This is a genomic window from Streptomyces acidicola, assembly GCF_009377235.1.
In the GTDB taxonomy this organism is placed as follows: domain Bacteria; phylum Actinomycetota; class Actinomycetes; order Streptomycetales; family Streptomycetaceae; genus Streptomyces; species Streptomyces acidicola.
On sequence record NZ_VMNX01000005.1, the window covers coordinates 27245 to 44223 of the forward strand.

The 16979-nt window shown below is 70.5% G+C and carries 14 protein-coding genes; 6 read left to right on the forward strand and 8 right to left on the reverse strand.

Going from position 1 to position 16979, the window contains the following annotated elements; genetic code table 11:
- Window positions 1-79 precede the first annotated feature (79 nt).
- On the forward strand, window positions 80-949 hold the full coding sequence (locus tag FPZ41_RS03405) for an NUDIX hydrolase (RefSeq protein ID WP_152858956.1): 870 nt from the start codon (window positions 80-82) through the stop codon (window positions 947-949).
- Between the two features lie 25 nt (window positions 950-974).
- Window positions 975-1805 (forward strand): MBL fold metallo-hydrolase, encoded by an 831-nt coding sequence (locus FPZ41_RS03410; RefSeq protein ID WP_152858958.1) that lies wholly within the window; start codon window positions 975-977, stop codon window positions 1803-1805.
- A gap of 51 nt (window positions 1806-1856) precedes the next feature.
- On the opposite strand, the gene FPZ41_RS03415 is transcribed toward FPZ41_RS03410, so the two are convergent.
- Complete coding sequence (locus tag FPZ41_RS03415; RefSeq protein WP_152858960.1) at window positions 1857-2714, reverse strand: nucleotidyltransferase domain-containing protein; 858 nt, start codon at window positions 2712-2714, stop codon at window positions 1857-1859.
- Window positions 2715-2775: 61 nt separating this feature from the next.
- Window positions 2776-3450, reverse strand: coding sequence for a Crp/Fnr family transcriptional regulator (locus FPZ41_RS03420; RefSeq protein WP_131558600.1), 675 nt, complete (start codon window positions 3448-3450; stop codon window positions 2776-2778).
- A 251-nt stretch (window positions 3451-3701) separates the two neighbouring features.
- Between FPZ41_RS03420 and nth the strand changes: the two genes are divergently transcribed.
- The 3 genes from nth to FPZ41_RS03435 all read left to right on the forward strand — a co-directional run bounded on the left by nth (window position 3702) and on the right by FPZ41_RS03435 (window position 6984).
- Complete coding sequence (nth, locus tag FPZ41_RS03425; RefSeq protein ID WP_407698744.1) at window positions 3702-4778, forward strand: endonuclease III; 1077 nt, start codon at window positions 3702-3704, stop codon at window positions 4776-4778.
- 199 nt (window positions 4779-4977) lie between these two features.
- Window positions 4978-5673 (forward strand): NUDIX hydrolase, encoded by a 696-nt coding sequence (locus tag FPZ41_RS03430; protein WP_131558604.1) that lies wholly within the window; start codon window positions 4978-4980, stop codon window positions 5671-5673.
- A gap of 120 nt (window positions 5674-5793) precedes the next feature.
- Window positions 5794-6984 (forward strand): MarP family serine protease, encoded by a 1191-nt coding sequence (locus FPZ41_RS03435; protein ID WP_322619780.1) that lies wholly within the window; start codon window positions 5794-5796, stop codon window positions 6982-6984.
- 18 nt (window positions 6985-7002) lie between these two features.
- On the opposite strand, the gene FPZ41_RS47870 is transcribed toward FPZ41_RS03435, so the two are convergent.
- The 6 genes from FPZ41_RS47870 to FPZ41_RS03465 form a co-directional block, all read right to left on the reverse strand.
- On the reverse strand, window positions 7003-7182 hold the full coding sequence (locus FPZ41_RS47870) for a hypothetical protein (protein WP_131558608.1): 180 nt from the start codon (window positions 7180-7182) through the stop codon (window positions 7003-7005).
- 202 nt (window positions 7183-7384) lie between these two features.
- Window positions 7385-8380: an alpha/beta fold hydrolase gene (locus tag FPZ41_RS03445; protein WP_228022410.1), complete on the reverse strand. Its 996-nt coding sequence runs from the start codon at window positions 8378-8380 to the stop codon at window positions 7385-7387.
- Window positions 8377-8856, reverse strand: coding sequence for a phage holin family protein (locus FPZ41_RS03450; protein WP_152858962.1), 480 nt, complete (start codon window positions 8854-8856; stop codon window positions 8377-8379). Before FPZ41_RS03450 ends, FPZ41_RS03445 begins: the two co-directional genes overlap by 4 nt.
- A 131-nt stretch (window positions 8857-8987) precedes the next feature.
- On the reverse strand, window positions 8988-10394 hold the full coding sequence (gene nhaA / locus FPZ41_RS03455) for a Na+/H+ antiporter NhaA (protein ID WP_152858964.1): 1407 nt from the start codon (window positions 10392-10394) through the stop codon (window positions 8988-8990).
- 316 nt (window positions 10395-10710) lie between these two features.
- Window positions 10711-12708, reverse strand: a complete 1998-nt coding sequence (gene acs, locus FPZ41_RS03460; protein WP_322619781.1) for an acetate--CoA ligase — start codon at window positions 12706-12708, stop codon at window positions 10711-10713.
- 256 nt (window positions 12709-12964) lie between these two features.
- Complete coding sequence (locus FPZ41_RS03465) at window positions 12965-15325, reverse strand: SulP family inorganic anion transporter (RefSeq protein ID WP_152858966.1); 2361 nt, start codon at window positions 15323-15325, stop codon at window positions 12965-12967.
- A 345-nt stretch (window positions 15326-15670) separates the two neighbouring features.
- On the opposite strand from FPZ41_RS03465, the gene FPZ41_RS03470 reads away from it, so the two are divergent.
- Complete coding sequence (locus FPZ41_RS03470; protein WP_152858968.1) at window positions 15671-16969, forward strand: polysaccharide deacetylase family protein; 1299 nt, start codon at window positions 15671-15673, stop codon at window positions 16967-16969.
- Window positions 16970-16979 lie beyond the last annotated feature (10 nt).

Below are 16979 nucleotides of genomic sequence, written 5' to 3' on the forward strand. Positions count from 1 at the left end.
ACGTGCCCCCGGAACGCGTCCCTGGAGCAACCGATTGTTGCCTCTCGAACATCAGCGCACTACGAGATAGCCTCCGGCCATGGCGAACGGTCAGTGGTACCCACCGGAGTGGCCGGAACGCATCCGCTCGCTGGCGGAGGGCACGCTCACCCCGGTCGTCCCGAAGAGGGCGGCCACGGTCATCCTGCTCAAGGACACCGACGGCACCCCCGTGGTGCACATGCTGCGCAGACGCGCCTCCATGGCCTTCGCCGGGGGCGCGTACGCGTATCCGGGCGGTGGCGTGGACCCCCGCGACGACGAACTCCACATCCGCTGGGCGGGCCCCACGCGCGCGTGGTGGGCGGACCGGCTGGGGGTCGACGAGACCGGCGCCCAGGCCGTCGTCTGCGCGGCCGTACGCGAGACCTACGAGGAGGCGGGCGTCCTCCTCGCGGGCCCGACCGCCGACTCCGTGGTCGGCGACACGACGGGGGAGGACTGGGAGGCGGACCGCGCGGCCGTGGCCGCCCGCGACCTGTCCTTCGCGGAGTTCCTGGAGCGCAGGGGCCTGGTGCTGCGTTCCGATCTCCTCGGCGTGTGGACCCGCTGGATCACCCCGGAGTTCGAGCCCCGCCGCTACGACACCTGGTTCTTCGTGGCCGCCCTCCCGGAGGGGCAGCGCACCCGCAACGCCTCCACGGAGGCCGACCGCACCGTGTGGATCCGCCCCGGGGACGCGGCCGACGCGTACGACAAGGGCGAGCTGCTCATGATGCCGCCCACCATCGCGACCCTGCGCCAGCTCGTCCCGTACGCCACGGCCGCGGAGGCACTGGCCGCCGCGCCCGGGCGCGACATGACCCCGGTCCTGGCGCGGGCCCGCCTGGAGGAGGGCGAGATCGTCCTCTCCTGGCCCGGTCACGACGAGTTCACCAAGCACATCCCGACGGGGGGAACCTCCGCATGAGCAACGTCCTGGAAGAGGCCCCCGCATGACGGACGCCGCCGCGCTTCCCGGCCAGCCACGGGGCACGGTCGTCTCGGGCACCGCCACCCCGCGCGCCGTCAACGTGCTCGCGCCCAATGCCTCCCCGATGACCCTCGACGGCACGAACACCTGGATCCTGTCCGAGCCCGACTCCGAGCTGGCGGTCGTCGTCGACCCGGGGCCGCTGGACGACGGGCACCTGCGCAACGTCGTCGACACGGCGGAGAGGGCCGGAAAACGGTTCGCGCTGACGCTGCTCACGCACGGGCACCCCGATCACGCGGAAGGTGCGGCGCGGTTCGCCGAGCTGACGGGGACCAAGGTGCGTGCGCTGGACCCGGCACTGCGGCTCGGGGACGAGGGGCTGGGCGCGGGCGACGTGGTGACCGTCGGCGGGCTGGAGCTGCGGGTCGTCTCCACACCCGGGCACACCGCGGACTCGCTGTGCTTCCATCTCCCGGCCGATCGGGCGGTCCTGACGGGTGACACCATCCTGGGCCGCGGAACGACGGTCGTGGCCCACCCGGACGGCCGTCTCGGGGACTATCTCGACTCCCTGCGGCGGCTCCGGTCACTGACCGTCGACGACGGCGTCCACACCGTCCTCCCAGGCCACGGTCCCGTCCTCGACGACGCCCAGGGCGCCGTCGAGTTCTATCTCGCCCATCGCGCCCACCGGCTCGCCCAGATCGAGACGGCAGTCGAGGACGGCTACCGCACGGCGGATGAGATCGTGGCCCACGTGTACGCGGACGTGAACCGCTCACTGTGGCCGGCGGCCGAGCTGTCGGTGCGGGCGCAGCTGGACTACCTGACGGAACACGGGCTGATCTGACACCGGGCTGCTGCCGGGCGGGGGCTGCCTCAGGAGTTCGGAGGGGCTGTCTCAGGGGCGCGCCGCCTTGACGCCGTGCACGCGCGCGTACTCCTCGGCGAGCCACAGGCCGAGGTCGTCCACATAGCAGCGCAGGACGGCCGGGTCGGGGCCCGGCTCGTACGCCGCGACCGCCGCCGACCGCATCTGGCCGGCGCGCTCCGGGTAGTACTGCCCGAACACCTCGGCCATCTCGTGCAGGTCGCTGGTCCAGCCGTTCCAACGGGGCATGACCAGCGTGAAGCCGGTGCGGACGAGGCGGCGGGAGATGCCGCGGACGAGGGAGCGCCGGGATTCCTCGGCGGCCGCGTCGCCGGACGCGCCACCGGTCACCTCCTCGATCCGTTTGCGCCACCGCTGAAGGTGCAGCGCGAGATCGCCGTTGGTCTCACGCGCGAGGAGCGAGTCCGGGCGGTAGCGGGGGAGGTACTCGGCGAGGTCCTCGCCCAGGAGGGGCGTGCAGAGGCAGGCGACGAACCAGCCCAGGTCGTACCTCTCCAGGTCACTCAGTACCCGCGCACGGCTGTGGAGCAGGGTGCCGGAGCCGTCGATCTGAGGGAACTTCTGGTCGAGCGCCTCATCGAGGGCACGGGCCTCCGCGCGGTCCGCGTCCGTGGGTTTCTCGCGGAGGGTGACGAGGAGGTCGAGGTCGCTGCGCCCCACGCGCGCGGTGCCGCGGGGGACCGAGCCGTAGAGGTACGCGCTGTGCAGGCGGGTGCCGAAGGCGTCGAGGATCCGGTCTCGCGCGGTGGCGACGACCGGACGGAAGGCTTGGGGTATCCGCCCCAGGGACCCCTCACGTTCGATGCAGCCCCGCGGGTCGAGCCCTCTGGGGGATCCGGGGGCTCTGGAGTGCTCGGTTCCGGCCATGTGATCACCGTGAACGGGGCCCCGCACTCCAGGAGGCAGGACCCCGTCGGTGTACCGGAAGTCAGCGGGAACGCTTGGCGAGGCGTTCGACGTCCAGGAGGATCACCGCGCGGGCCTCCAGGCGCAGCCAGCCACGGCCGGCGAAGTCCGCGAGGGCCTTGTTGACCGTCTCGCGGGAGGCGCCGACGAGTTGGGCGAGCTCCTCCTGCGTGAGGTCGTGCACCACGTGGATGCCCTCCTCGGACTGCACGCCGAAGCGACGCGAGAGGTCCAGGAGCGCGCGGGCCACGCGGCCGGGAACGTCCGAGAAGACCAGGTCGGACATCTGGTCGTTGGTCTTGCGCAGCCGGCGGGCGACCGCGCGCAGCAGGGCGCCGGCCACCTCCGGGCGGGCGTTCAGCCAGGGCTGGAGGTCGCCGTGGCCCAGGCCGAGCAGCTTGACCTCGGTCAGTGCGGTGGCCGTCGCCGTACGCGGGCCCGGGTCGAACAGCGACAGCTCGCCGATGAGCTCACTGGGGCCCACGACGGCCAGCATGTTCTCCCGGCCGTCCGGGGACGTGCGGTGAAGCTTGACCTTGCCCTCCGTGACCACGTACAGGCGGTCTCCGGGGTCGCCCTCATGGAACAGGGCGTCACCGCGCGCGAGGGTCACCTCACTCATGGAGGCGCGAAGCTCCGCGGCCTGCTCGTCGTCGAGCGCGGCGAAGAGCGGATTGCGCCGCAGAACGTCGTCCACGAGTTCTCTCCTTGTCGACCTGCTCAGGGGATCTTGCTCCCCGTGGTACCAGGGGACCGTGCTCCCCATATTGCCCGACGGTCCAAACAGTGTGATCTGTCACAAGGATGCCGTACAGGTGTGCCCAGGTGCCCAGCAGGGGTCCAATTGGTGGCCGATCTTGTGGGTCAGGGGCAGATGTCGGTGCCTGCCTTTAGGCTGGCCGGGTGTCCAAATCGCCGGTGAGAGCACAGGCCAAGGGGGCTGGGCGGGTGGCTGTACGTCGCGATTCCGCTGTGGGCGAACAGGCCCCCGCGGAAGCGAAGAAAGTGAAAAAGGCGACAAAAGTGGAGGCGGCCGCGAGGCCTGCCCCTGCTGAGGAGCCGGGAGTGCAGGCTGTCCGGAAGGCGACCCCGAAGAAGGCCGCCGCCGTGAAGAAGGCTGCCCCCGCGAAGAAGGCCGTTCCTTCGAAGAAGGCTGTTCCTTCGAGGAAGGCCACCGTCGCCGCCGGAAGCGCCGACGCCGCCGCCACGGAGGCATCAGGTGGCAGGACCAGGGCCAAGAAGCCCCCGAAAGCCGAGTCGCGCACCGCGCTCGTTCGCCGCGCCCGCCGTATCAACCGCGAGCTCGCCGAGGTGTACCCGTACGCCCACCCGGAGCTGGACTTCGAGAGCCCCTTCCAGTTGATCGTGGCCACGGTCCTGTCGGCCCAGACCACCGACCTGCGCGTGAACCAGACCACGCCGGCGCTCTTCGCGAAGTACCCGACGCCCGAGGACCTTGCCGCGGCCAACCCCGAGGAGGTCGAGGAGATCCTGCGGCCCTGCGGCTTCTTCCGGGCCAAGACCAAGTCGGTCATGGGGCTGTCGAAGGCCCTGGTGGAGGACTTCGGCGGGGAGGTGCCCGGTCGGCTGGAGGACCTGGTCAAACTGCCCGGCGTCGGCCGGAAGACCGCCTTCGTCGTGCTCGGCAACGCCTTCGGGCGGCCCGGGATCACGGTGGACACGCACTTCCAGCGGCTGGTCCGGCGCTGGAAGTGGACCGAGGAGACCGACCCGGACAAGATCGAGGCGGCCGTCGGCGCGCTCTTCCCGAAGAGCGAGTGGACGATGCTCTCGCACCACGTGATCTTCCACGGCCGCCGCATCTGCCACGCCCGCAAGCCCGCGTGCGGCGCCTGCCCCATCGCCCCACTCTGCCCGGCGTACGGCGAGGGCGAGACGGACCCGGAGAAGGCGAAGAAGCTCCTTAAGTACGAGAAGGGCGGCTTCCCGGGCCAGCGCCTCAAGCCTCCGCAGGCGTACCTGGACGCCGGCGGCATCCCGGCACCCCCGCTGGGGGCCGGATGACGGCCGGCACAGCAGGAGACCCACACGACGCTCGTACGGCAGGCAGCCCGCACGACGCCTGTACGGCAGAAAGCCCGCATGGCGCTAGTACGGCACGAGGCCCGCACGGCGCTCGTGCGGCAGGACACCCACACGAGGGACCTGCGGAACGATCCGCGGTGGCGTGCGCGTTGGGATCGGCAGAGCGACGGGGGTGGCGATGACGCACGCGAGCAACACGCACGACGGGCGGCTGGTGCTGAGCAAGGACGGCCTGCCCGGTTGGCTGGACCCCGTGGTCCACGCCGCCGAGACGGTGGAGCCGCCGCAGCTGAGCAGATTCCTGCCGCCCGCGAACGGCGAGGGCCGGCAGTCCGCCGTGCTCGTCCTGTTCGGCGAGGGAGAGCGCGGGCCCCAGCTGCTGCTCATGGAGCGGGCGAGCTCGCTGCGGTCGCACGCGGGCCAGCCCTCCTTCCCCGGAGGCGCCCTCGACCCCGAGGACGGCGACCCGAAGGCCGACGGGCCGCTGCGGGCCGCTCTCCGCGAGGCCGAGGAGGAGACCGGGCTCGACCCGAGTGGCGTCCAGCTGTTCGGCGTGCTGCCCAAGCTGTACATCCCGGTGAGCGGCTTCGTGGTCACTCCCGTTCTGGGCTGGTGGCGAGTGCCGAGCCCGGTGGGTGTCGTCGATCCGAACGAGACGGCCCGTGTCTTCACCGTCCCCGTGGCGGATCTCACGGACCCCGGCAACCGCGCCACCGCCATCCACCCCAGAGGTCACAAAGGTCCGGCATTTCTGGTCGAATCGGCCCTGGTGTGGGGATTCACAGCCGGAATCATCGACCGTCTGCTGCACTTCGCGGGCTGGGAGCGGCCCTGGGACCGGGATAAGCAGGTCCCGCTCGACTGGCGCGCATGACAGGGTGGCAGCCGTGCTGTGTTTTTCCGGGGGACGCCGCGCTCGTGTGCTGTTGCGGAGTGGCCCCGTCCCCGGGCCGGGGATTGGCGACCGCAAGGTGACGAGGCGAGGCTTGAAGCAGTGAACGTGCTGGACATCCTGTTGCTGGTCGCCGTCGTGTGGTTCGCAATCGTGGGCTACCGCCAGGGCTTCGTCGTCGGCATCCTCTCGGTGATCGGCTTCCTCGGGGGCGGCCTCGCCGCTGTCTATCTGCTCCCGGTCATCTGGGACGCGTTGACCGACGGCGCGGAGGTGGGCACGACCGCCGTCGTCGTAGCGGTGATCGTCGTCATCGTCTGCGCCTCCGTCGGTCAGGCCCTGACCACCCACTGGGGCAGCAACCTCCGTCGGTACATCACCTGGTCCCCGGCCCGCGCCCTCGACGCCACCGGCGGCGCCCTCGTCAACGTGGTGGCGATGCTCCTGGTCGCCTGGTTGATCGGTTCCTTGCTGGCGCGGACGACGCTCGGCACGGAGGTGCGCAACTCCAGGGTGCTCCACGGTGTGTCCAGCACCCTGCCCGACCAGGCCGACACCTGGTTCACGGACTTCACCTCGGTCCTCGCGCAGAACGGCTTCCCGCAGGTCTTCAGCCCGTTCTCGAACGAGAAGATCACCGAGGTCCAGCCCCCCGACCCGCAGCTGGCGAACAGCGCGGTCGCCCAGCAGGCCAAGAAGTCCATCGTCAAGGTCATGGGTACGGCCGAGAGCTGCGGCAAGGTCCTCGAGGGCACCGGGTTCGTCTTCGGTCAGCGCCGCGTGATGACCAACGCGCACGTGGTCGGCGGCGTCGACGAGCCCACCGTCCAGATAGGGGGCGAGGGCCGCAAGTACGACGCCACGGTCGTCCTCTACGACTGGGAGCGCGACATCGCCGTACTGGACGTGCCGAATCTGAACGCGCCCGTGCTGCAGTTCTCGCGCGAGGACGCCGTCACCGGCGACAGCGCGATCGTGGCGGGCTTCCCGGAGAACGGCGCGTATGACGTGCGCCCCGCGCGCGTGCGGGGCCGCATCACGGCCAACGGCCCGGACATCTACCACCGCGGCACCGTCAGCCGCGACGTGTACTCGCTGTACGCGACCGTCCGCCAGGGCAACTCCGGCGGCCCGCTGCTCACGCCCGACGGCAAGGTGTACGGCGTGGTCTTCGCGAAGTCCCTCGACGATCCCGAGACCGGGTACGCGCTCACCGCGGACGAGGTCCAGGAGGACATCACCAGGGGCCGGGCTGCCAGCCAGCAGGTGGGCAGCGACAGCTGCGCCATCTAGGGCCGACGGCGGAACGACTCAGGCGCGCGGGTGGCGCAGCCGCGCCGAGACCCAGCGGGCCCGGCGGCGCAGAATATGTGGAATGCCCAGCCGGGCGTCCGCGCCCGAAAGCTGCGGGCCACCCCCCTGATGGGAACTCAGGCCCGCGGCGGAGCGGCGGTTGCGTGCTGCGTCACTGTAGTCGTGCGTCCAGCCCATACCCCGACGTCTGCCCCTGCCCCAAGGTCGATAACCGCCCCCGAGCCCCTCAATTGGCCTATGCGCCAGGCATGTGGCCGTCCGTATGACCGTCGTATGAGCTTCGTCAGATCTCTGCCGGACCTTCGTCGGACAGGTGTTCCCGTCCGGGGGCATCCGGGTACGTCCGGGTGCCGTCCGGACACCAGACGCACCCGGACGGTCACCGATCGGGTTCGGGATCCTTCAGCCAGTTGATCAGTTCGGTCGAGAACGCGACCGGGTCCTCCTCGTGCGGGAAGTGACCCAGGCCGTCGAACAGCCGCCAGCGGTACGGGGCCTCGACGTACTCTCCGGAGCCGGCTGCGCTCCGGGTGCGCATCACGGGGTCCAGCGAACCGTGCAGGTGCAGGGTGGGCACGCGGACCGGGCGCTTCATACGGCGGTTGAACTGGATGCCGTCCGGGCGGGCCATCGAGCGGACCATCCACCGGTACGGCTCGATCGAGCAGTGCGCCGTCGACGGGATGCACATCGCACGCCGGTACGTCTCCACGGTCTCGTCGTCCGGCAGCCGCGGCCCCGACCAGTCCCGCATGAGCCGGCCCACCAGGGCTCCGTCGTCGGCGGTGAGCTGCCGTTCGGGGATCCAGGGCCGCTGGAAGCCCCAGATGTAGGATCCGGCGGCCGTCTGCTTGACGTCCGACAGCATGGCCGAGCGCCAGCGCCTGGGGTGCGGCATCGAGGCGACCGCGAGTCGCCGTACGAGCTTGGGGCGCATCACGGCGGCCGTCCACGCCAGGTAGCCGCCGAGGTCGTGGCCGACCAGCGCGGCGTCGGGCTCGCCGAGGGACCGCACGACTCCGGTGATGTCGAGCGCCAGGTTGGCGGGGTCGTAGCCCCGGGGCGTACGGTCGCTGCCGCCGACGCCCCGCAGATCCATCGCCACGGCCCGGTAGCCGGCGTCGGCGAGGGCGACCAGTTGGTGCCGCCACGTCCACCAGAACTGCGGGAAACCGTGCAGCAGCAGGACCAACGGTCCGTCACCCAGCTCCGCGATGTGGAAGCGCGCGCCGTTGGCCGCGACGTCCCGGTGCGCCACCTTCGCGCCGGGCACGTCCAGCCGTACGACCGAGGCGGGAGGCGCCGCGGAGGCCCCGGAGGCCGCAGTCGTCGAAGAGGCAGGGGACTTGTCCGAAGGAGTGGCGGGGTCCGTCATGAGGTCGAGCGTGCCACAGCCTCGGCAGGGGCGTCGGCTGGGCTGGGCCGACGGGGGTGAGGCTTGGCGTTCTGCAGGACGCCCGCGGTCTCCTTCATGGAGGAGGCGACCTTCTGCGGGCCCTGCCCCTTCTTGGCCTTCTTGGCGAAGACGACCCCGATCAGCGCGAGGAGTCCGGCGACCAGCACGTTGGCCGCGAACGACAACAGGAAGCAGACCGCGAGGTTCCAGCCGCTCCAGGTCCGGATGCCGTACGCGAGGGCGAAGCTCAGCATCGGCAGGGAGAAGATCAGCACCGCGCCGGCTGCCGCGAACGCCCCGCCGCCCATCGCACCGCGCTTGACGTCCTGCTTGAGCTGGGCCTTGGCCAGCGCGATCTCGTCGTGCACCAGCGCGGACATCTCGGTGGTCGCCGTGGCGAACAGCTGGCCGATACTGCGTTCGGCGCCGACCGGGCTGCCGTCGGGTGCGCTCATCGAAGTCTCCCTCACTTGCGTCCTCGGCCTCCCCGGGGCTGTGGGACCGCCGTACGGAACGGGCTGTTCGCCGCGCGTGCGGTCCTTCGTACGGTCTGGGGGTGCCTGCGGTTTTGTACGGTCCTGTCAGATCATGCCGGACCGTCGTTCCCCTCGCTTGCCCTGCCCGCCACTTCGGCAAGCCTCCGGTGCTCGGCGGCCTTGCGCTCGTAGATCTCGGCCATGCGCAGGTGGTAGTCGGGGTTGTCCTGTTCGTAGATGTCGGGGATGCCGTCGAGGTCCTCGTCGCGCTCCTCCGCCTCGTACAGGGCGCGGTACTTGGCGTTCCGTACCTTCAGCAGCACGGTCGCCAGCGTGGCCGCGATCAGGGAGCCGACGAGCACGGCGGCCTTGGCCTTGTCGGCGAGCTCCGGATCGCCCTCGAAGGCGAGTTCACCGATGAGCAGTGAGACGGTGAAGCCGATGCCGGCCAGCGTGGCGACCGCGAAGACGTCCGGCCAGGAGAGATCCTCACTGAGCGATGCCCTGGTGAAACGGGCCGTCAGCCAGGTGCCCCCGAAGATGCCGAGCACCTTGCCGACGACGAGTCCGAGGACGACACCGAGCGTCTCGGGCCGGGTGAACACCTCGCCGAGCGCGCTGCCGGAGACCGCGACCCCCGCGCTGAACAGGGCGAACAACGGCACGGCGAGGCCCGCCGAGAGGGGGCGTACGAGGTGCTCGACGTACTCGCCGGGGGAACGGGACTCGCCTTCGTGCCTCGTGCAGCGCAGCATCAGCCCCATGGCGACACCGGCGATGGTGGCGTGGATGCCGCTGTTGTACATCAGCCCCCAGATGACGAGCGCGAGCGGGACGTACACGTACCAGCCGCGTATGCCCTTCCTGATGAGCAGCCAGAAGACGGCGAGGCCGACGAAGGCGCCGCCGAGCGCGACGAAGTCGATGTCGGAGGTGAAGAAGACGGCGATGATCAGGATCGCGAACAGGTCGTCGACGACGGCGAGGGTGAGCAGGAAGGCGCGCAGGGCCGAGGGCAGAGAGGTTCCGATGACGGCGAGGACGGCGAGCGCGAAGGCGATGTCGGTGGCGGTGGGCACGGCCCAGCCGGCGAGCGAGCCGCCGCCGCTGACGTTCGTGACCGCGTAGACGAGCGCGGGCACGGCCATCCCGCAGAGCGCGGCCACGACAGGGAGCAGGGCCGCCTTCGGGTCCCGCAGGTCACCGGCCACCAGTTCACGTTTGAGCTCGATGCCCGCGACGAAGAAGAAGACCGCGAGCAGTCCGTCGGCCGCCCAGTGCTCGACGGAGAGGTCGAGGCCGAGAGAGCCCGGCCCCAGGTGGAAGTCGCGCACGGCTTCGTAACTGCCGTGCAGGGCAGGCACGTTCGCCCAGATCAGCGCGGTGACCGCTGCTGCGAGGAGCAGCACACCTCCGACCGTCTCCGTCCGCAGCGCGTCCGCGACGAAGTTCCGCTCGGGCAGCGAGAGACGGCCGAGGAACTTGCGGGTGCTGGTGGCGGTGCGGGGGGCGGCCATGGTGGGGACCTCCGGTCGGTGGGCAGGACGAAACACATGCCGACCAGACTTCCCGGCGCACCTTGAGCGTCTTGTCGCGTTGCTGACGCGGTTCTTACCTTACCTAAGGTGTGGCGGGATCCTTTCCGTGAGTTCGCCTGACAGGTGATCCCGTACGACGAGTGCGGACGCCGGGGACGCGAAAGGGGCACCCGGTGTGCTGCCGGGTGCCCCTTTCAGGACCGTACGAATCAGGACCGAACGAACCTGCTCGGCCGTCGGTCGCTCAGCCGTCGCCCGTGGTCAGTCCTCGGCCGTGGTCAGCCGTCGCCCGTGCTCAGTCCTCGCTCGCTGCCGCAGGCAGCTTGGCCTGGATCAGGTCCATCACCGTCGAGTCCGTCAGCGTCGTGACGTCTCCGAGCTGCCGGTTCTCCGCCACGTCACGCAGCAGCCGCCGCATGATCTTCCCGGAGCGGGTCTTGGGCAGCTCCGCGACCGGCAGGATCCGCTTCGGCTTGGCGATGGGGCCGAGGGTCGTGCCCACGTGGTTGCGCAGTTCGGTGACCAGGTCCTCGGTTTCCGCGGCGGTGCCGCGCAGGATCACGAACGCCACGATCGCCTGCCCGGTGGTCTCGTCGGCCGCGCCGACCACGGCCGCCTCCGCGACCGACGGGTGGGACACCAGCGCCGACTCCACCTCGGTGGTGGAGATGTTGTGGCCGGACACGAGCATGACGTCGTCGACGCGCCCGAGGAGCCAGATGTCCCCGTCGTCGTCCTTCTTGGCGCCGTCCCCGGCGAAGTACTTGCCCTCGAAGCGCGACCAGTAGGTGTCGATGAACCGCTGGTCGTCGCCCCAGATGGTGCGGAGCATCGACGGCCACGGCTCGGTGAGGACCAGGTAGCCACCGCCACCGTTGGACACCTCGTTCGCCTCGTCGTCGACGACGGTCGCGGAGATGCCGGGCAGCGGCGTCTGCGCGGAGCCCGGCTTGGTCTCCGTCACGCCCGGCAGCGGGGAGATCATCATCGCGCCGGTCTCGGTCTGCCACCAGGTGTCCACGATCGGCGTCCGGTCCGCGCCGATGTGCTTGCGGTACCAGATCCACGCCTCGGGGTTGATCGGCTCACCGACCGAGCCCAGGATGCGCAGCGAGGACAGGTCGAACTTCGCGGGGATGTCGTCGCCCCACTTCATGAACGTACGGATCGCCGTCGGCGCCGTGTAGAGGATCGTGACGCCGTACTTCTGCACGATCTCCCAGAAACGGCCCTGGTGCGGGGTGTCCGGCGTGCCCTCGTACATGACCTGCGTCGCGCCGTTCGCCAGCGGCCCGTAGACGATGTACGAGTGGCCGGTCACCCAGCCGACGTCGGCCGTGCACCAGTACACGTCGGTCTCGGGCTTCAGGTCGAAGACGGCGTGGTGCGTGTACGACGTCTGGGTGAGGTAGCCGCCGGAGGTGTGCAGGATGCCCTTCGGCTTACCCGTCGTGCCCGAGGTGTAGAGGATGAAGAGCGGGTGCTCGGCGTCGAACGCCTCGGGCGTGTGCTCGGCGGACTGGCGCTCCACGATCTCGTGCCACCACACGTCGCGCCCCTCGGTCCAGGCGACCTCCTGGCCCGTGCGGCGGACGACGAGGACGTGCTCCACGTTGTCCACGCGGTCGACGGCGTCGTCGACCGCGGGCTTGAGTGCGGAGGGCTTGCCGCGGCGGTAGCCGCCGTCGGAGGTGATGACGACCCGTGCGTCGGCGTCCTTGATACGGGTCGCGAGCGCGTCCGCGGAGAAGCCGCCGAAGACCACGGAGTGCGCGGCGCCGATGCGGGCGCAGGCGAGCATCGCGATCGCCGTCTCGGGGATCATCGGCAGGTAGACGGCGACCCGGTCGCCCGCCTGAACTCCGAGCTCCAGCAGTGCGTTCGCGGCCTTGGAGACCTCGTCCTTGAGCTCGGCGTAAGTGATGGCGCGGCCGTCGCCGGGCTCACCCTCGAAGTGGATGGCGACCCGGTCGCCGTGCCCGTCCTCGACGTGCCGGTCCACGCAGTTGTACGCCACGTTGAGCTTGCCGTCCTCGAACCACTTCGCGAACGGCGGATTCGACCAGTTCAGGGTCTCGCTAGGCTCCTTGGCCCAGGTCAGCCGGCGGGCCTGCTCGGCCCAGAAGCCGAGCCTGTCAGCCTTGGCCTGTTCATACGCCTCCGCGGTGACGTTGGCGTTCGCGGCCAGGTCGGCGGGGGGCGCGAACCTGCGCTCTTCCTTGAGCAGGTTGGCCAAGGATTCGTTGCTCACGACATCTCCCTTTCCCAGGGTGTCCGTTGTGTCCCAGGCCACAGCTCATCAGACCAGGACCCTCGATGACAAGGGCCGTCGGGTGGATTGGTTTAGACCTGCGGGCGGGTGGCTCCCAGGTGCGGGTGCCACCCATGCTCACGGACGGCGCGTGTGCGGGGTTCACACGCCTGGGCGGGCCTGGCCTGTCCTGGGCCGGGGAAGTGATTGCTGCCGGGGTGGCCGGCCGGGTGCCCTTGCTCCTCGGGGTGTGTCCTCCTGGGGCCATGTGGAATCTCCTCGGGGCGTCCTCCTGGGGTCATGCGGAACGGTGCAGGTCCTCCACCACGCTCGCTTTCTCGGACGCGCCCACATGGTCGAACACCTCGGCCCCGTCCGTGCCGGTCAGCAGATACGCCTGGGCCTCGCCCACGTGGAAGTACATCCCGTGCAGCTCCAGCGCCCGCTCCTTCAGGGCCTGCGCCACGGATTCGTGTGCCCGGAGGTGCTCCAACTGCTGGACCACATTGGTCAGGCAGAGCTGCTCGACCGCGTCGGCCGGTGCCCGACCCGCCAGCCGCGCGCCGGGCCGGCCCATGTCCGATGCACGCTCCAGGCTGGGCAGCCCGTGCCGCAGCCACCGCTTGAGCGGCGTCCGGGTGCCGCCGGGCTCCGTGTTCAGCAGCGCCTGCATCGCTCCGCAGCCGGAGTGCCCGCACACCGTGATGGACCGCACCTTCAGTACGTCCACCGCGTACTCGATCGCCGCGGCCACCGAGTCGTCCCCGCTCTCCTCGCCGGGCAGGGGGACGAGGTTCCCCACATTGCGGACGACGAAGAGATCGCCGGGGCCACTGGAGGTGATCATCGACGTGACCAGCCGTGAGTCCGCGCAGGTGAGGAACAGCTGCACGGGCCGCTGCCCTTCGCGCGCGAGCCGGGCCAGCTCACCGCGCACCAGCGGAGCGGTGTTCCGCTGGAACGCGCTGATGCCGCGCACCAGCTGGTGCCCGCTGGGCCCGCCGGAACCGCCGGTGTCCTCACCCGACTGGTCACCCGGCGCCACGGTCCCCGGGTCCTCGCAGTGGTGGTTGCGCCAGGGCGTCCAGGGGCGGCACCGGCATCCGGAGACCTCGGCGGGTTCCGCGATACGGGTGCCTGCGCGCCCGGTGAGCTCGACGGAACCACCCTGCGCGGTGTGTGTGTTCTGCCAGTCCTGCAGTGTCTCGAACGCCGCGTGGTCCATGAACGAACCGTCCAGCTCCACGACGGCTTCGGTCCCGTGCGGCACCAGGTGGAGGGCCCGGCTGAGCCGGGGCACCGCGAGGAACGTCAACTGGCCGCGTACATGTACGTAATGGACTCCCTCTCGCTCGTCGTGTGTGATGCGCGTGCGGGCGAGGCGGTGCAGGGAGACGCCGACGGCCACGGCGACGCCCAGGGTCACGCCCTCCAGGACGCCCAGGAGGACGACGCCGAGCGTGGTGACGGCGTACACCAGCACTTCTCGGTGGCGGGTGACCGTGCGGATGTGGTGCAGGGACACCATCTGGATGCCGACGGCCATCACCAGGGCGGCGAGCGATGCGAGGGGGATCAGCTCAAGGACGGGGACCATCAGCAGCGCGGCTACTACTACCCAAACGCCGTGCAGCATCGTGGAGTTCCGGCTCACGGCGCCGGACTGGACGTTCGCCGAGCTCCGCACGGCGACCCCGGCGATGGGCAGCCCGCCGAGCGCTCCCGAGACGACGTTGGCCGCACCCTGCCCGAGCAGCTCACGGTCCAGGTCCGAACGGAACACGCCCGGCCGCCCCGCCGCCAGCTTGTCCACGGCGACGGCACCGAGCAACGACTGCACGCTGCACACCAGCGTGATGGTGAGCACCGCGGCGACCAGGCCGAGCGCCGGCCCTTCGGGCATTCCGGCCAGGGCGTGGCTGCTCCACGAGGGCAGGTCGACCTTGGGCAGGCTCAGCCCGGCGAAGGAGGCGGCCGCGGTGGCCATGGTGACGGCGACGAGCGCGGCCGGGATCCGGCGCAGCGCCTTCCCGGCGCGCCCGGGAAGCCGGGGCCATGTGAGCAGCACGGCGAGGGTCAGCGCGCTCATCGACAGGGCGGCCGGACGCAGCTGCGCCAGCTGGGCGGGCAGTGAGCGGAGGTTGTCGAGGACGGCGCTCTGCGGGGTGCCGCCGAGCACGATGTGCAGCTGGGCGACGGCGATGGTGATGCCGATGCCGGCGAGCATGCCGTGCACGATCGCGGGGCTGACGGCGAGCGCCGTGCGGGCCACGCGCAGGCAGCCCAGGCCGAGCTGGGAGAGCCCGGCGACGATGGTGATGGCGCAGGTGGCCCGCCAGCCGTACTGCTGGATGAGGTCGGCGGTGACGACGGTGAGTCCGGCTGCGGGACCGCTGACCTGGAGCGGTGAGCCGCCGAGACGTCCGGCGACGAGACCGCCGACGGCAGCGGCGACCAGGCCGGCCTGGAGGGGCGCGCCCGTCGCGAGGGCGATGCCGAGGGACAGGGGGAGGGCGATCAGGAAGACCGCGAGTGAAGCGGAGAGATCGGCGCTCGCGACGCGGAACGGACGGCGCGGGGCCGGCGGTGGGCTGTGGGGCGGATGGGCGCGCTTGGCCCGAGTCGGGTCTTCGGCGCGGGTGGGGACGCAGGCTGACATGGTTCCCGTCTCCTCCGGGGCGGCGCGGTCGCGGAACAGGTGGTCCCCGCTCTCTGGCGGGGTCGGGTCGCGGCCGTGGGTCACGGCGTGCAGCGGCGGGATATCTCAACAATCAGTAAACGAATCGTAATGCAGAGTAAAGGAAGTGTGGGTCCAAAAGCGGCAAATGGGTGAGTAGATCACTCTGTCGAGTGAATGTGGATTTTCATCGGCTTGTCATACAAATTCTTTTCCGCGGTCGTGCGACTTTGTCCCCACCTGAGGGAGTGGGCGCGCCTTTTCGGGTGGCGCGGCAGAACTCCCCGGTCGGCGTTGCCCTGACTGAAGGAAGAAGGTGGGTCGACGATGGTTGCCACCCACAGGATCGCCGCGGGTGTCGCACTCGTCGCGGCCTGCTCCGCGGCACTCGCCGGTTGCGTGACCGGCGACACCGGCACCCGCACCGATGGCACGGTTCCCAGGGAAGGCGCGCACGGCCCGAAGAGGGCCGTCCCGGCGCCGGCACCCAAGAGCGGCATGCGCCTGATCGGTGACGGCTCCACCGCGTACACCGGCCCACAACCGGGTCGGCCCGGCCGGCCCGGACCGGAGCGGCTCGCACCGGGCCAGAAGCCGCCGCAGTTCGTGGTCTTCTCGTGGGACGGCGCGGGCGAGGACAGTCAGCGGCTGTTCTCCCGCTTCCGCAAGGTGGCCAGGGCCAACAACGCGACGATGACGTACTTCCTGAGCGGCGTGTACATGCTGCCGGGCGGAAAGCGCGAGCTGTACCGGCCGCCGCACCATGCGCCGGGCAGCTCGGACGTCGGCTTCAACGACATCCGCGGCATCCGGGACACCGTGGCCCAACTGCGGGGCGCATGGCTGGAGGGCAACGAGATCGGGACCCACTTCAACGGCCACTTCTGCGACCCCGAGGGCGGGGTCGACGAGTGGTCGGTGAACGACTGGAAGAGCGAGATCGCCCAGGCGAAGGCGTTCGTGAAGTCCTGGAAGACCAACACGGGCCTGACGGAGGCGGAGCCGCTGCCCTTCGACTACGACAGGGAACTGGTCGGAGGCCGCACACCCTGCCTGGACGGGCAGCGGAACTTCATGCGGGCGGCCCGTGAGCTGGGCTTCCGCTACGACTCCAGCGGCGACACCGAGCAGGTCTGGCCCAGCAGGAAGGGCGGCCTGTGGGAGCTGTCGATGCAGATGGTCCCCATCCCCGGCCGCGATTTCGAGACGCTGACGATGGACTACAACTTCTACGCGAACCAGTCCGGGGCACACGCCGGCGACCCGGACAGGCATGCCTACTGGGGCAACCAGTACCGTGACGGCCTGCTCAAGGGCTTCGAGCGCGCCTTCCACGGCAACCGCGCGCCCCTGATCATCGGCAACCACTTCGAGTCCTGGAACGGCGGTGCCTACATGCGCGCCGTCGAGGAGACCATCGAGGCCGTCTGCACGAAGGCCGAGGTGCGCTGCGTCTCCTTCAGGCAGCTCGCCGACTGGCTGGACGCCCAGGACCCCGAGACCCTGGACAGGCTGCGCACCCTCGAGGTAGGCGAGGCCCCGAGGCGGGGCTGGACCGCCTTCCTCGCGGACGGAGCCGCCCCCGCTCCTAAGGGCGTACCCGGAGCCTCTGCGGCCAACCAGTAGCTTCCGGCCC

Excerpts from the sequence above, each read along its gene's own strand:
- FPZ41_RS03405 (WP_152858956.1), top strand. The coding sequence starts at position 80 with ATGGCGAACGGTCAGTGGTACCCACCGGAGTGGCCGGAACGCATCCGC.
- FPZ41_RS03410 (WP_152858958.1), top strand. The coding sequence starts at position 975 with ATGACGGACGCCGCCGCGCTTCCCGGCCAGCCACGGGGCACGGTCGTC.
- FPZ41_RS03415 (WP_152858960.1), bottom strand. The coding sequence starts at position 2,714 with ATGGCCGGAACCGAGCACTCCAGAGCCCCCGGATCCCCCAGAGGGCTC.
- FPZ41_RS03430 (WP_131558604.1), top strand. The coding sequence starts at position 4,978 with ATGACGCACGCGAGCAACACGCACGACGGGCGGCTGGTGCTGAGCAAG.
- FPZ41_RS47870 (WP_131558608.1), bottom strand. The coding sequence starts at position 7,182 with ATGGGCTGGACGCACGACTACAGTGACGCAGCACGCAACCGCCGCTCC.
- FPZ41_RS03445 (WP_228022410.1), bottom strand. The coding sequence starts at position 8,380 with ATGACGGACCCCGCCACTCCTTCGGACAAGTCCCCTGCCTCTTCGACG.
- FPZ41_RS03450 (WP_152858962.1), bottom strand. The coding sequence starts at position 8,856 with ATGAGCGCACCCGACGGCAGCCCGGTCGGCGCCGAACGCAGTATCGGC.
- nhaA (WP_152858964.1), bottom strand. The coding sequence starts at position 10,394 with ATGGCCGCCCCCCGCACCGCCACCAGCACCCGCAAGTTCCTCGGCCGT.
- FPZ41_RS03465 (WP_152858966.1), bottom strand. The coding sequence starts at position 15,325 with ATGTCAGCCTGCGTCCCCACCCGCGCCGAAGACCCGACTCGGGCCAAG.
- FPZ41_RS03470 (WP_152858968.1), top strand. The coding sequence starts at position 15,671 with ATGGTTGCCACCCACAGGATCGCCGCGGGTGTCGCACTCGTCGCGGCC.